A 13,117-nucleotide genomic window follows, 5' to 3' on the forward strand; every position below is an offset into this window, starting at 1 on the left:
TTGCTGAGTTGTCTGGGAGGGCTGCGCCGGGAGGTGCCGGTCGGGAGGGCCGGCGTCAGGCCTTCTCCGGAGCGAAGACGAAGACGCCCTCGCTCGTCGCCAGCAGGGTGTGACCGTCGGACGTGCGCTCCAGGACCTCGACGTCGTCGTTCAGCGAGGAGTCGGGTTCCAGGCCGGAGGCCAGCACCTTCTTGGTACGCATGTCGAGCGCCGCCAGCCCCAGGTCGCTGACGGACGCGTACAGGACGTCGCCGGTCGGCAGTGCCACCGGCTCGATGTCCTGCTCGTCCGCCTTCTGACGCCAGAGCTCGTCGCCCGTCTGCGCGTCCCAGGCGACAGCGCCTCCGCCGAACTGGGTGACGACGCTCTTTCCGTCCGCGGAGAGGACGACGACCGGCTCGTGCGCGTCGTTGGGGTCGAGGGCGGTCTTGGGGCCTTCCACGAGGGTGCGCCCCGTCCTGAGGTCGACCACCGTCAGGAGCGCGTCGTACGTGTCGTCCTTCAGGCCCCAGGCGAGCAGGCCCTTGTCCCCGGAGAGCGGGAAGAGGGAGGCGGCCGCCCGGTCGCCGTCCCGGGTCTGCGCCGCCACGGCGGCGGGCAGGGTGACGCCCTCCGTGTCCCACAGTTCCTTACCGGTGAGCCGGTCGGAGACCTGGAGCCGGTCACCGCTGACGTAGAACTCGGCGAGGGACGTCGCGACCCGGTAGCCGAAGCCCTGGCCGATGGGCGCCTGGTCCTCCCACCGGTCCTGGACCTCGACGGTGGCTCCGCCTCCGAGCGGCGCGTAGGAGCCGCTGTCGTTTCCCTCCTTCAGCCGTACATGGCCGGCCTCGACGGTGTGGTCGGTGCCCTCCTCGCCGTCGTAGGCCGAGCTGCCCAGCTTCTCGCCGGAGGGGGCGTACATGGTGTACGTCGTCCGGACCGACTCCTTCTTCAGGCCGCTCGCCGGGGTCACATCGCCGTCGACGGCCAGGAGGGCGGGTGTGCCGTCCTTCCACTGGCCGAGGGTGAAGAACTCGGCCGGCGTCGGATCCCGGTCGCTCGACCAGCCGTCGGTGGGGATCGTGACCTCGACCGACTTGCGTTCCCGACCGGTGGCCGCGTCGAGGAGGCGGGCCCGGAAGAGGTACTCCTCCGGGGTGCCGCCGGTGTTGTCGGGGTACGTCGTCGCGTCCTCGGTGAGGACGACGGCGTCACCGAGCACACAGGTCTGCGAGTGATCCCCGACGACCCTGCTCGTGGCTCGCTCGACCGGGTCGCCGGGGCATCCCGAGACGCCGTCCGCGGTCAGGCTCCACACGGGCTTCCGGGCCAGGCCGGGAAGGGCGGCGCCCTCGTACGCGGGGCCCTGGGCGACGGACGCGGACGCCTTGGGCGTCGCCTTCCCGGCCGTCGCGCCACCCTTCCCCGTGTCGTCGCCTCCACCGCAGCCCGCGACCAGCCCCAGTGACACCAGGGCCCCGGCGAGAGGAAGAAGGTGACGCCTCATCTGTTGGTTCATGCTCCTGTTCCGCTGTCTGTGCCGTCGCCCTCGACCGCGTTCGTGCCCTGGGGGATCGGCACGCGGTAGACGCCGGTGATCGTGTCCTGGTAGTCCCAGTTGCTGAACTCGACGGACTTGCCCGGCCGCGGGGCGTGGATGATTTTGTGACCCTTGGGGTCCCAGACCAGGCCCACATGGCCCGAGTGGCCCGCCTCCGGCCGGAAGAAGATGACGTCGCCGGGCTGCGCCTCGGACAGCGACACCTCGTACTTCTTGAGGTAGGGCTCCTGCGTGTAGGTCGTCGTACCGATGTTGATCTTGCCACCGCTGGCCATGTAGTACGCCCACTGCGTGAAGCTGGAGCAGTCGAAACTGGTGGGGTTCTCGCCCTGGAGCCGCGGGGCGCCGAACACGTACGGGACCCCGATGCCGCGCTGCGCCCAGCCGAGGACCGCGCGGATCACCGGGTCGTCGGCGTCGGGCAGGACACCGGAGGCGCCCGCGCCGTCCGGGGCCACCGCGGCACCGCCGTTGTCCTCGGCGCAGTCGGCGTACTGCGCGTCCCTGCTGCTCTCGTCGGATCCCGGGACGGTCCCGTAGTCGGGGTTGGCGGTGACCTTGCCCTTCATCCACTCGTCCGGGTCGACCATGCCCGGGCCCTTGTCCTGGCCGCCCACGAACGGGTTGTCGACACCAGGGACGAGGACCTCCCAGTGCAGATGGGGTCCGGTGACGTTGCCGGTCGCGCCGACCGTGCCGATCTGCTGGCCGCGCTTGACGGTCTGCCCGACGGACACCTTGATCGAGGTCTGGTGGCCGTAGAGCGTGATGACACCGCCCGCGTGCTCGATCTTCGTCATGTTGCCGTACGAGCCGCCGGGACCGGCGTGGACGACCTTGCCGTCGGCCGGGGCGTAGATCGGGGTGCCGCTGGAGGCCACCAGGTCGAGGCCGGTGTGGTAACCGAGGCTCCACATACGGCCGTTCTGGTGGTACGGGGTACCGACCGTGTACGTGCCCTGCTTCATGGGCCACTGCCAGTCCTTGCCGGTGGTGGGCTCCTTGGCAAGGGGGAAGGACACGGTCGTCGCGTAGCCGGCGCCGATGCTGCTGCTGTTGCTGTTGCCGCTGATGTCGCTGCTGTACGCGGCCAGGGACATCGCGGTCGTGCTGCCGTCACCGCTGTCGCCGTCCAGCGCCGGCGTCGACCAGGAGCGGGCCGGGGTCGTGGCGATGCTGAGCGCGGAACCGGGCTGGGCGTTGTTGCCGACCGGTTCGGGAATGTCCGACTGCTTCCCGAGGGTGGGGAAGCCGGGGTTCTTCTCGATGGTCTCCTTCAGATGCGCGTACCAGCGCTGGATGAGGTCCCGGTCGCCGGTGAGCACCCCGCGGTAGCGCGCGGCCTGGGTGAGGACGACCCGCGGGTAGATCGTGTTGGCGGCCGTGGAGCCGGAGTAGATCTGGAGCGCCTTGAAGGGAGCGGTCTCGGCCTTCTGGGCGTGCAGGAAGTTGGCGGCGGCCCAGGCCGCGTCGTCGATGTTGTACAGGTCCTTCGTGCCGTCGGCGTTGCCGTCGGCGCCGTAGTCCGTCCAGGCGGGCTTGCCGAACTGGAGGATCCCCATGTAGCCGAGGGAGTTCTTGCCGCCGGGCGCGGCCGAGGGGTCCTGGCCGTACTTGGTCTCCTGGTACATCTGCCCGGCGATGAGCGTCCAGTCGAGGCCGTCGTAGCGGGCTGCGGCGCGCATCGCGGCGAGGATCATCTTCGGCGGTATCTCGTTGCGCGCCGTCTCACTCGGCATGTACATCTTGCCGGCCGGCATGACCGGGTTGGTGGCCGCGGCGTCACCGGTGTTGCCGGCGTTGGCGTTGTCGGCGTAGTCGCCGCAGGAGGCGGCCGCAGCACCGGCGCCCACCCCGCCGATCATGCTTCCCAACAGGACCAGGACGAGGGTGCCTGCCCCGGCGATGGGCAGGCAGCCGACACCGCCGGCTATCCACATCCACTTGTTGCCGTTCTTGTCGCCGCCGCCACCCTGACCGCCACCGCGCTGGGTCGCCGCCTTGGCCGCCTTCGCGGCCTTGGCGACCTTCGCCGCCTTGCTGGCGGCGGCCAGTACCGCTGGTGCAACCATGCCGGGTCACACCCCCGAGTCGTCGGACGCGCCCACGTCACCCAGGCCGAAGACGTCGAATCCGGAGACGAGCCAGTCGCCGCTGTCCTCCTTGACCGTCACCAGCCACTGGTTGGACTCGGTCGTGGTCTGCCCGCCCGCGGTGTGCGTGGCGGTCACCGTGACCAGGGTGGACATCGAGCGGCCGCTGTCACGCACCAGGTCGTCCGAGACCAGGGCATCGCGCACCACGACGGCCTTCCCCTTGGAGGAGCACTGCTCGGCCTGGCAGGTCGCCCACTCCTTGCCGGTCGGCAGCGAGGTCGCGGCCTTCATCCGGTCGTCGTTCGTGGTGAGCCGGACCAGCGGCACACTCCAGGTCGCGGCATTGCTTGAGTGGTCGTACGTGGTGAGCCCGGCCATGTACTGGACCATGGCGGCGTGCGCCTTCACGGCTTCGGAGGCCGAGACGATCGGGGCGACCGCGGTGCTCTGCGATCCGTCGCCGTCGGCTCCCTCCCTGTCCCCGCCGGCAGCGCTGCCGCCCGAGGTGGCCGTGGGCACCGCGGAGCCACCCTTGGTGTCACCGCCGTCGCCCTCGTCGTCTCCGTCGAAGACGTTGAACACGGTGAGCACGGCGATCAGGAGAAACCCGAGCACCCCCAGGGCCAAGAGCCCCGTGCGCTTGTTCTCCGCAGGCAAGTCCACGTTCCCGCGCCTCCCTTGTGCTGAGCCGGTACGGCGGGTGACCGGGACACGGTAGGGGGAGGCGGAAGCGGGGAGTCGGGGGAATTCCCGGCGAGGAAAGGACGGCCGGCTTCGGGAAAGAGTGCGGGGGAAGCGGGAGTGGGTGTTCCCTACGGTCCGGTGCTCACGAAGGCCGCGGATCCACCGGCAGCGGATCGAACGGGTACGCCGTGTGACCGTCCTTGGGTGAACAGGCCGCGAACGGGCCCGAGTCGGCGTCCATCAGGACCCGCAGATGCGGGTCGGCGTGGTGCAGCCACCACGTGGACATGCCGAGCGCCGGGTCCTGGCGCAGGTGTTCCCAGGCCAGCCAGAGCGCGGAGAGGCGGGCGCCGGCCTCGGGGTGCTCCCACCATTGCGGGCACCAGGTGGCCGAAGTGCCGTTGACCCGGCGGCGGATCATCTGCGCGAGATAGTCGGAGACGAAGACGAAGACGTCCGCGAAGTAGAACTCCGGCTCCTCGGCTGCGGGTTCGGTACCGGTCATCGCTCGACTCCTGCGGGCTGCTGTTGGGGAACCGGCGGCAGGGTGAGGGCCGCAGCCGGGTTGAGGACCCCGTGGCCCGCGCCGGCCCGCGCGGGGCGACGGGGCGTACGTCGACGCCGGGGAGGAACGCGTTGACGGCGGCGGGCTGCGAGGTCTTCGCCCGTGCGTTCAACTCGTCGTAGGTCTCGGCCATCCCGAGACGCCACACCGCCGCCTGCTGGCTCTCCTTCAGTCGCTCCGGCACGTCCATGGCACCCAGCTTCCGGGCGAACTGCCTCCTGCGGCGTCCGGCCCGTTCGCTCCGTCGGCATGGGTCCCCTTCGGTGTCTCTCGGTCAGGCGATCACTCGATCTGTCACGCTCTCAGGCCAGGACGATACCGAGCAGCAACAGCACCACCACGACGGCGCCCATCGCGATGCGCGCCGTCGGGTCCTCGCGTTCCCACAGGTCGTGGACGACGGCCCAGCCCGTCAGACGCGCGGCCCGACCGCTGTGGAGGTCGGAGCCGGACGCCTGCTGCTCCTCCTCCACGACCTCCTCGTCCGGTGACGACAGCTCGGGGTCCTCGTCGAAACCGACCGGCATCCCCTGCTGCTCCTGTGCCACCAGGACCATCTGCTCGAGGAGTTCGGGAATCGTGTTCGGCGTGAGGGGATAGGCGAAGGTCCCGTACGGCGTCTGCACACACAGGCTGGCCTGCCAGGGGTTGCCGGGCTCATAGCCGTCGACCCAGGCGTGCTCGGCCTGGAAGACCTGCGGGGCCCGAGCCGGCTCGGAGGCCGGTTCGGCGACGGGGGCGGAGGCAAAAGCGGGAACCGGGGCAGGGGCCGGGGCTGGAGACGGAGCAGCAGCAGAGGCCGGGGCAGGGACCTGCTGGACCGGCGGAGCCTGCTGGGGGGCCTCCCGGCTGCGCGGGTCGGGCTGCTCCGGGGGGTGCGGCTGCTGCGGGTACTGCGGCTGCTGCGGGTGCCCGTTGTGGTCGGTCAACTCTCGTCCTTCGCCGGGTCCGTCGGGTCCAGGGGTGGGGCCGGGTGGCGGCACCCAGCACTTCGGGCACACACGCCCAGCGCATTCTGGGCCCAGGACGCGCCGGTACGGCACGGCGCCTTCCCGTCGTGTCCCTGACACTTTTCCCGACCGGTTTCCTCATGGGCACGACCCCGGGAATTCCCGCAGTCCCGGCGAGGAAAGCGACACCGGTCCGGTGACAGGTCTTTGTCACACTGCCAAGCGCACCTGGCCGGGCCAGGGCCCGTCGTGCGGTGCGGTCGTGAACCCGCCCAGGCGGACGGGGAACCGACTCGCTGGAGTAACCGACTCGATGACAGACCACAACAGCCCTGCTGGCGCGGTCGGCGGAGGCCAGCCTTCCGGGCAGCCCGGGTCCTTCGGTCCTTCCCAGCAACCGCCGCAGCAGGCGTGGCAGGGGCAGGGGCAGCAGGCCCCCGCCCCGCAACAGGCCCCCGGCCCGCAACAGACGCAGCCGCTGCCCTCCGACGCGGCCCGCGCCCAGGTCGCCGCCGCCTGGGTGCGCAGCACGCCCCGGGCCGGCCAGGCCGCCGTCCCGTCGCTGCCGCCCCGTGAGACGCGGTCCCAGGGCGAGTCGAAGAAGGAGAAGCGCGAGCGGGAGCGCGCCGCGCGCAAGGCGGCGTACGAGCAGAAGAAGGCGGAGAAGGAGCAGCGCAAGCGGGGCGGCACGGCAACGGCCTCCACCGCCGCACCGGCCCCCGCGCCCACCACGGCCGCCCCGCACCCGCCCCAGCACGGCCACCAGGCCCCCGCCCAGAGCCTTTCCACGATGTCGCCGAGGGCCGCGACCGCCCCGGCCGCGGGCGGGACCGCCCCGGCGGCGGGCGCCGCCACCCCCGGCGCCCTCACCCAGGGTCCCGCCGCCCCCGGCCAGGCCGCCCCGAGGCCCGCCCCCGCGGGTGACTTCGACGTGCCCAAGCCCGGCGGCCGCATCCCCGGCGGCGGGCGCCGTACGCATGTGGCGCTCCGCGCCACCCTGCTGATCACGACCTGCGTGTTCGCGCTGGGCTCGTGCGGCGTGATGGGACTGGTGATCGGCAAGTCCTCCGGCACCACCACCGCCGGGCTGGACGCGTCGGACGCCACCCGGTACCGCCTCACCGAGTTCCCCACCGAGCAGGCGGCGGCCTTCGCGGAGCAGTACGCGCAGCTCTGCATGACGTTCTCCCCGGACACCTCGACCGCCCGCCGCACCGACCTCGCCCGCTACGCCTCCTCCGGTGTCGACCCCGACTGCGGCTGGAGCGGTGAGGGCACCAGCAAGGCCGTATCCGTCACCTGGGACGGCACCGCCGAGAAGCTTCCGGAGTTCGGCGACCACGGCCGTTACATCGGGGTCCAGGTCCGCACCGACGACGGCACGCTCACCACGCTGACCGTCCCCGTGTACGTACAGAACCTCGCGACGGGCGAGGGCATGCGCGTCTCCGGCGACGTGGGCCAGATGCCGCTGCCGGCCGCCGCGGACGTGCCCGAGGTCGACCAGGGCGACGAGGTCGTGGACGACACCCTGTCCACGCAGCTCCAGAAGGAGGTGCTGCCGGGCTACTTCGAGGCCTGGGGCGCCTCGAACGCCACGGCCATGGCCCGCTTCCTCACTCCGGACGCGACCCTGACGGCCACCACCGGCCTCGCCGGCCGCCTGACGGGCCCGCAGATCGGCACCGTCGTCGCGCTCGTCCCGGCGAGCGCCCAGGACAGCAAGCCGTACACCTACGACGCCGGTCAGGCCGTCCAGGTGCGGGTGGCCGTCGACTGGACCGACTCCAAGGGCGTCGCCGTCCGCCGGGCCTACCGGATGACGATCGTCAACACGGCGCAGGGCTGGTTCGTCAAAGACGTCCGGGGCGGCGTGCTCGACGCCGAGGGCGGCCGGGCCGACGACACGGACAGTGACGGCGGCGCGGCCACGGGATCGGCCACGCCCTCGGCCGGTGTCTCCGGAGCCCCCTCGCCGTCGGCCCCCGCCTCCGCGGCCGTCCCGCCGTCCACGGCCAAGCCCGGCAAGTCCTGACCGGGCCGCACCGCCCACACCCCCCATACCACTCACCGCAGCTCCACCACCCGAGAGGAACCACCATGTACATGGCCGAGACGACCCTGAACGACATGTTCGGGCAGATCGAGGACATCCTGCGTAACGCGGGCACCATGGTCGCCGTCATCGCCCTGCTCATCCTCGGCATCCGCATGCTCCTGTCGATGAAGCGCGGCGACGGCATGCGCGAGGCCTTCCAGGGCTTCGGCATGATCGCGCTGGCCGCCCTGATCATCGGTGGCGCCAGCGGCCTCGCCGGTGTGCTGATCGGGCTCGGCAGTCAGATCGGCGGCGGCAACTGACGGATCGTCCGGGCCCTGCCCGCCACGCCGTCAGTAGCCGTCCCTACCAGGGGAGTTCGCAGACATGAGCCAGGAGGCACCGGAGCCGCTGGTCGCGTACGACCACACCGATCTGGTCAACCGCCCCAAGCGGATCTGGAACTGGGGCAACATCCCGCTGCCGGGCCTGCTGCTGCCCGCGCTGGGCGCGGCCTTCGGCTTCGGGCTGGTCTGGCTCATCACCCTGTTCACCGTGTCGGCGTTCCTGCCGTTCCTGGGCATGTCGATGTGGACGTCGATCCTCTACTTCGGGCCGCCGTTCGGCATCTACTTCATCTGGGGTCGCCCGCTGCCCTCGGCGCTCACGCTGAGCCAGCAGATCGTGGTGTGGACCGACTGGTGGTTCCAGCCCAAGCGTCTCCAGGGCCTCGCCGCGGACCAGGAGCCGGAGCAGTTGCACTGGCAGGTCATCCTCTTCACCCCCGGCTCGCCGCGCTGGCAGGCCCGCTACGAGGCCGCGCGCCGGGCCGCCGCCGAGCGCGGCAGCGCGTTCGCCGCCGCCGGGCGCTGACCCCGCGCTCACCCCACCCCTTCCCGATGTCGACTACCGCAGGATGAGTCCTCCATGTTCATGTTGATCCTTTTGGGCGGGGCGGCCGCCTTCTTCGTGGTCGCCATGATCATGGCCGCCTCGTCGAGCAAGAAGAACGGCCAGGGCGGCTCGAAGCAGTCGCCCTCCGGGCGTTCCAAGCCGTCCGGCTCGTCGGCCGCCGCCCGCCGCGAGGACCTCCGCCTCCCCTACCGCTACGCCGACGACATGATCTTCGTCCACGGCGACTCGGTGTGGACGGGCCTGGTCCTGCCCAACGCCATCGACGAGTACCTGAACGCCGGCGAGCTCCAGGCGATGGCCGAGGGCCCGGCCCGCGGTCTGCTCAACCTCGCCCGAGGCGACCGCAACGTCGAGTGCCACTACCGCAAGGTCTACCAGCCGATCACGGCCATGACCTGGGCGGAGGAGCTCAACGCGATCGCCTGGGAGCCGACCGAGAACTACAAGGCGTACAACCTGCGCAAGGCCGAGTACCAGGAGCGCATCGGCGCCAAGCGGGAGCGCAACATCCTGCTGGTGAAGCTGGGTTCGCTGAAGCGCACCAACGGCGGCAGCGGAGTCGTTGCCCAGGACGACGAGCCGTACGACGAGCCCGGCCTCCTTCAGGGTGTCCGCGGAGCCGCCGACCAGGCCGCCGCCACCGCGACCGGCGTCACCGACGAGTACCTCTCCCCGCACGTCCTCGCCGAGTGGACCCAGACGGCCGTCGAGGTCCACGAGAGCCTGGAGGGCCTGAAGGGCACCCCGCTCAGCCGCGAGGAGCTCGTCTGGCTGATCCGCAAGCCGCTCCACGGCGACCTGCCGGTCCCGCCGGAGCCGGTGCTCGGCTCGCGTGCCTGGGGACCCAACCAGTTCGACCTGGTCGTCGACTTCTCCGGCGAGAACCGCAAGACACACATCGTCCTGAACCAGTACGACGAGGTGACGGGCGAGCAGCAGACCAGCTACACCACCACCCTCGTGGCCGCCAACTGGCCCGCGGAGACCCGCTTCCGCCAGTCGACCGCGTGGGCGCGGTACGCCTCCCAGCACGTGGACTTCCCCGTCGAGATCGACATGCGGTTCACGCTCATCCCGTACCTGAAGTTCAAGGACCGCGCCGACAAGATCCGCGGCAACCTGGTCGACGAGATGAACGACATGGCCAACTCCGGCCGCAGCCCCGACACCAAGCTGGCCACCCAGGTCACCCGCGCCCAGGACCTCGTCGACGACATCGACGAGCACAAGATGCCGGGCATGGAGGCGCAGATCCGCTTCACGATCTCCGCGCACGACGTGAAGGAGCTCGAGCGCCGGCGCCGGGTCCTGGAGATGCAGTTCAAGCAGGACCTCAAGGTCACCCTGCTGCGCCCGACCCGCCAGCAGTGGCGACTGCTTCAGGCCCAACTCCCCGGAGACGCGCCCAAGTTGCCGATCGCGCCCTACCTCCGCCTCCAGGAGGTCGAACAGCTCGGCGCCGGACTGCCCACCGCGGGCACGGAGCTGGGCGACAACCCCGAGCACCGTTCCGGCAAGCGTCTGGGCTGGGTCGGCAACCTGGTCGGCTGGGCGGGCAAGATGCCGGTCCACTACTCCCTGCACGTCGGCCCCGCCCGCAACGACGGCGGTGGCCTGGCCATCGTCGGTGCCTCCGGCGGTGGCAAGTCCTCGCTGGCCCTCCAGAAGTTCTACGAGGAGTCGGAGTCGGGCGTCCGCTGCCTGGTCATCGACCCGAAGACCGACTTCGCGCAGCTCTGCTACTACCTGGCCTTCGGCTCCCAGGTGAACGACCCGGACTTCGCGAGCGACGCGGAGACCGGCCTGCTCGGCACCCCGGCCAGCAAGTTCCAGCCGGTGAACCCCGAGTTCTGGGCGGAGACGGAGGTCGTCGACCTTCTGAAGGGCCAGGCCGGCGTCCTGGACCCGTGGGTCATCGCCCGCGACGTCCCCGCGGGCCGCCTGCTCGCCGAGTCGATGCTCCGCGGCTTCCTCGGCGACGAGGACTACCAGCGCGTACGCCTCCCCGTCATCGAGGGCATGGCGTCCGTCATCGGCCGCTACAACTCCGCGATCCGCCAGGCGGTCGAGCAGGGCCACACGGCCCGCGAAGCCGAACTGGCCGTCCCCCGCCCGACGTTGTGGCAGGTCGTGGACGAGGTCGTCGCGGCGTACGACCACGCGGTGGCGTCCGGCGACCGCGAGGCCATCAAGGACCTGAAGCTCGCGCAGATGCTCCTCACCGAGCTGCGCACGCTCCCCTACGCCCGGCTCTCCTTCGCGGAGCGCCCGCAGCCCCTGTCCAGCATGCGCAAGCGCCGCACGGTCATCACCCTGCGCGGCTTCCAGTCGCCCGCGGCCTCCGACCCGCGGAGCTGGAACCCGGCGGAACGTCTCGCGGCGACGGCCCTGATGGCGGTCGTGGAACTGGGCAGCCAGATGCTCGACGTCGGCTACGAGAAGAACCCGGTGACCGGCGAGATCGGCCTGCGCCCGAAGGCGCTCTTCGTCGACGAGGCGTACGTCGTCACGGCGACCGAGTCGGGCCGCGACCTGATGCGCCGCGCGCTGAAGCAGGGCCGTTCCTACCTGGCGGTCACCGTCCTGATCACCCAGCAGGCCATCGACCTGGTCCAGATCGAGGACTCCGAGGCCCGCAGCGGTGGCGCCAACCAGATCCACACGGTCTTCGCCTTCAAGCAGAAGTCGGCGCAGGAGGCGTCCATGGTGGCCCCCCTCCTGGGGCGCCCGGAGAACGACCCGAAGGTCATCGCCGCCCTCCAGGAGCTCCGTACGGGTGTCTGCCTCCAGCGCGACGCGGACAAGCGCGTCGGCACGGTCGCCGTCGACCTGGTCTTCAAGGAGATCCTCGCCGCCACGGACACCAACGGCACCACCCGCCCGGCCCGCCAGGGCATCAACCCGCCGCTGAGCGTCTGGGACTGGACCTTCTTGCAGGAGGTCGAGGAGGACCCGGCGCGGTCGGCGACACCGGCGGCGGAGACAGCGACGGCAACGGCATGACGTGCCGCACCGGCATCCCCCGACCGCACACCCACCGAGAGGCCTTGCCACCATGCGCCCGTCCAGAAGTCTCGCCGCCGGGGCCGCGTCCCTCGCCCTGCTCGCGATGCTGAGCGGGTGCGGGTCGGACTCGGAGTCCGGCTCGGGGACCAAGACCGGCGCGGACTCCGTCTTCGGCTCGGGCGGCGGCTCGGAGACCGGTGCGGACGGAGCCGGTACGGGTGGCGACACCGGGCAGTCCACGGCCGACGGCCTGCCCCAGGCGGCGGACACGGCGTCCGTCGCCGACTACCTGAACCAGTACACCCCCTGCCAGGACGTGGCGACGGGCGACGAGTACGACGACGGCCACGACGGCGACGCCTGGGGCACGGACGAGTCCGAGGACCCGGCATGGAGCATCGAGGAGCGCGCCGTGTGCACGGACGGGTCGGGCCGGCCCATCGCACTGCTCGTCGTCCCCGACATGAAGAAGTTCCAGACCGCCGCCAGGTCGAGCGGCGACGAGTTCCTGGTCGGCGAGAACTTCGCCGTCGTCCCGGTCGGCGACGAGGCGATCCGCAGCCTCCAGCAGTCCGGCCTGAGATTCCTGACCTGCGACGCGGACCTCGCGGTGCCGAGCGGCTTCGAGAAGGAGCCGGCCCTCGTGGACGGCTGTGTCCTGACCAACTACGTCCCCGAGTAAGGCGAGTAACACCATGCGACTCAGGCGAGCGATCACCGTCGGCGCCCTTCTCCTCATGTCGGCGTCGATGACGGCGTGCGGCGGCGATGACGACAAGGCCGGCGGCAACAGTGACGGCGACGGCAAGACCGGCGCGACCGCGAGCAGCGGGAAGGGCGGCAGCGGCGAGACGGCGAACACGGAGCTGCCCGAAGCCTCGGACATGGCGTCCGTGGCGTATTTCCTCAACGAGCACGCGTCGTGCCTCGATCTCAAATCGGGCGCCGAATACGACGACTCCAACTACACGGACACGGATCCCGCGTGGGGTGAGGAGCAGATGACCCAGGATCCCGCCTGGGGAATCAAGGAACGCGCCGTCTGCATGGACAAGTACAACGACGCCAACACGCTGCTCCTGGTGTCGGACATGAAGAAGTTCCAGACCTCCATCAAGGAGGGGAACTACTCGTCGATCCTGGTCGGCAAGGACTTCGCGGTGGATCCGGGCGACGCCCAGACCGTCCAGGAACTGAAGACCTCAGGTCTCAAGACCCTGCACTGCTCCGCGGAAGCCCCGATCCCCAGCGGTTACAAGCAGGAGCCCGCACAGGTCGCCGGATGCGTTCTCACCGACTACTACGCCGACTGACCTCCGA

11 protein-coding genes are annotated in these 13,117 nt (G+C 70.9%); 6 read left to right on the top strand and 5 right to left on the bottom strand.

The window, feature by feature from the left end:
• Window positions 1-55: 55 nt before the first annotated feature.
• The 5 genes from OHS71_RS19815 to OHS71_RS19835 all read right to left on the bottom strand — a co-directional run bounded on the left by OHS71_RS19815 (window position 56) and on the right by OHS71_RS19835 (window position 5,817).
• Window positions 56-1,501, bottom strand: a complete 1,446-nt coding sequence (locus OHS71_RS19815; RefSeq protein WP_328480708.1) for an outer membrane protein assembly factor BamB family protein — start codon at window positions 1,499-1,501, stop codon at window positions 56-58.
• Window positions 1,498-3,615, bottom strand: coding sequence for a peptidoglycan DD-metalloendopeptidase family protein (locus tag OHS71_RS19820; RefSeq protein ID WP_328480709.1), 2,118 nt, complete (start codon window positions 3,613-3,615; stop codon window positions 1,498-1,500). Before OHS71_RS19820 ends, OHS71_RS19815 begins: the two co-directional genes overlap by 4 nt.
• Window positions 3,616-3,621: 6 nt before the next feature.
• On the bottom strand, window positions 3,622-4,302 hold the full coding sequence (locus OHS71_RS19825) for a hypothetical protein (protein WP_328480710.1): 681 nt from the start codon (window positions 4,300-4,302) through the stop codon (window positions 3,622-3,624).
• A gap of 163 nt (window positions 4,303-4,465) precedes the next feature.
• The gene (locus tag OHS71_RS19830; RefSeq protein WP_328480711.1) at window positions 4,466-4,828 is read right to left on the bottom strand and encodes a DUF4913 domain-containing protein; all 363 of its coding nucleotides are present in this window, start codon (window positions 4,826-4,828) and stop codon (window positions 4,466-4,468) included.
• A 362-nt stretch (window positions 4,829-5,190) separates the two neighbouring features.
• Complete coding sequence (locus tag OHS71_RS19835) at window positions 5,191-5,817, bottom strand: hypothetical protein (RefSeq protein ID WP_328480712.1); 627 nt, start codon at window positions 5,815-5,817, stop codon at window positions 5,191-5,193.
• A 334-nt stretch (window positions 5,818-6,151) separates the two neighbouring features.
• Here OHS71_RS19835 and OHS71_RS19840 point away from each other — a divergent pair, with 334 nt between their 5' ends.
• From OHS71_RS19840 to OHS71_RS19865, 6 genes are all read left to right on the top strand, one after another.
• Window positions 6,152-7,873: a conjugal transfer protein gene (locus OHS71_RS19840; RefSeq protein ID WP_328480713.1), complete on the top strand. Its 1,722-nt coding sequence runs from the start codon at window positions 6,152-6,154 to the stop codon at window positions 7,871-7,873.
• Between the two features lie 71 nt (window positions 7,874-7,944).
• Window positions 7,945-8,199, top strand: a complete 255-nt coding sequence (locus tag OHS71_RS19845; protein WP_328480714.1) for a hypothetical protein — start codon at window positions 7,945-7,947, stop codon at window positions 8,197-8,199.
• A gap of 64 nt (window positions 8,200-8,263) precedes the next feature.
• Complete coding sequence (locus OHS71_RS19850; protein WP_328480715.1) at window positions 8,264-8,749, top strand: hypothetical protein; 486 nt, start codon at window positions 8,264-8,266, stop codon at window positions 8,747-8,749.
• A 54-nt stretch (window positions 8,750-8,803) separates the two neighbouring features.
• Window positions 8,804-11,794 carry an ATP-binding protein gene (locus tag OHS71_RS19855; protein ID WP_328480716.1) on the top strand — a complete coding sequence of 997 codons (2,991 nt, stop codon included), beginning with the start codon at window positions 8,804-8,806 and terminating at the stop codon, window positions 11,792-11,794.
• 52 nt (window positions 11,795-11,846) lie between these two features.
• Window positions 11,847-12,479: a hypothetical protein gene (locus OHS71_RS19860; RefSeq protein ID WP_328480717.1), complete on the top strand. Its 633-nt coding sequence runs from the start codon at window positions 11,847-11,849 to the stop codon at window positions 12,477-12,479.
• A gap of 13 nt (window positions 12,480-12,492) precedes the next feature.
• On the top strand, window positions 12,493-13,110 hold the full coding sequence (locus OHS71_RS19865) for a hypothetical protein (protein ID WP_328480718.1): 618 nt from the start codon (window positions 12,493-12,495) through the stop codon (window positions 13,108-13,110).
• The last annotated feature ends 7 nt before the right edge of the window (window positions 13,111-13,117 follow it).

Source organism: Streptomyces sp. NBC_00377, assembly GCF_036075115.1.
GTDB lineage: Bacteria > Actinomycetota > Actinomycetes > Streptomycetales > Streptomycetaceae > Streptomyces.

Coding starts and splice junctions, on each gene's coding strand:
- OHS71_RS19845 (WP_328480714.1), top strand. CDS start 7,945: ATGGCCGAGACGACCCTGAACGACATGTTCGGGCAGATCGAGGACATC.
- OHS71_RS19855 (WP_328480716.1), top strand. CDS start 8,804: ATGTTCATGTTGATCCTTTTGGGCGGGGCGGCCGCCTTCTTCGTGGTC.
- OHS71_RS19840 (WP_328480713.1), top strand. CDS start 6,152: ATGACAGACCACAACAGCCCTGCTGGCGCGGTCGGCGGAGGCCAGCCT.
- OHS71_RS19865 (WP_328480718.1), top strand. CDS start 12,493: ATGCGACTCAGGCGAGCGATCACCGTCGGCGCCCTTCTCCTCATGTCG.
- OHS71_RS19830 (WP_328480711.1), bottom strand. CDS start 4,828: ATGACCGGTACCGAACCCGCAGCCGAGGAGCCGGAGTTCTACTTCGCG.
- OHS71_RS19850 (WP_328480715.1), top strand. CDS start 8,264: ATGAGCCAGGAGGCACCGGAGCCGCTGGTCGCGTACGACCACACCGAT.
- OHS71_RS19815 (WP_328480708.1), bottom strand. CDS start 1,501: ATGAACCAACAGATGAGGCGTCACCTTCTTCCTCTCGCCGGGGCCCTG.
- OHS71_RS19820 (WP_328480709.1), bottom strand. CDS start 3,615: ATGGTTGCACCAGCGGTACTGGCCGCCGCCAGCAAGGCGGCGAAGGTC.
- OHS71_RS19860 (WP_328480717.1), top strand. CDS start 11,847: ATGCGCCCGTCCAGAAGTCTCGCCGCCGGGGCCGCGTCCCTCGCCCTG.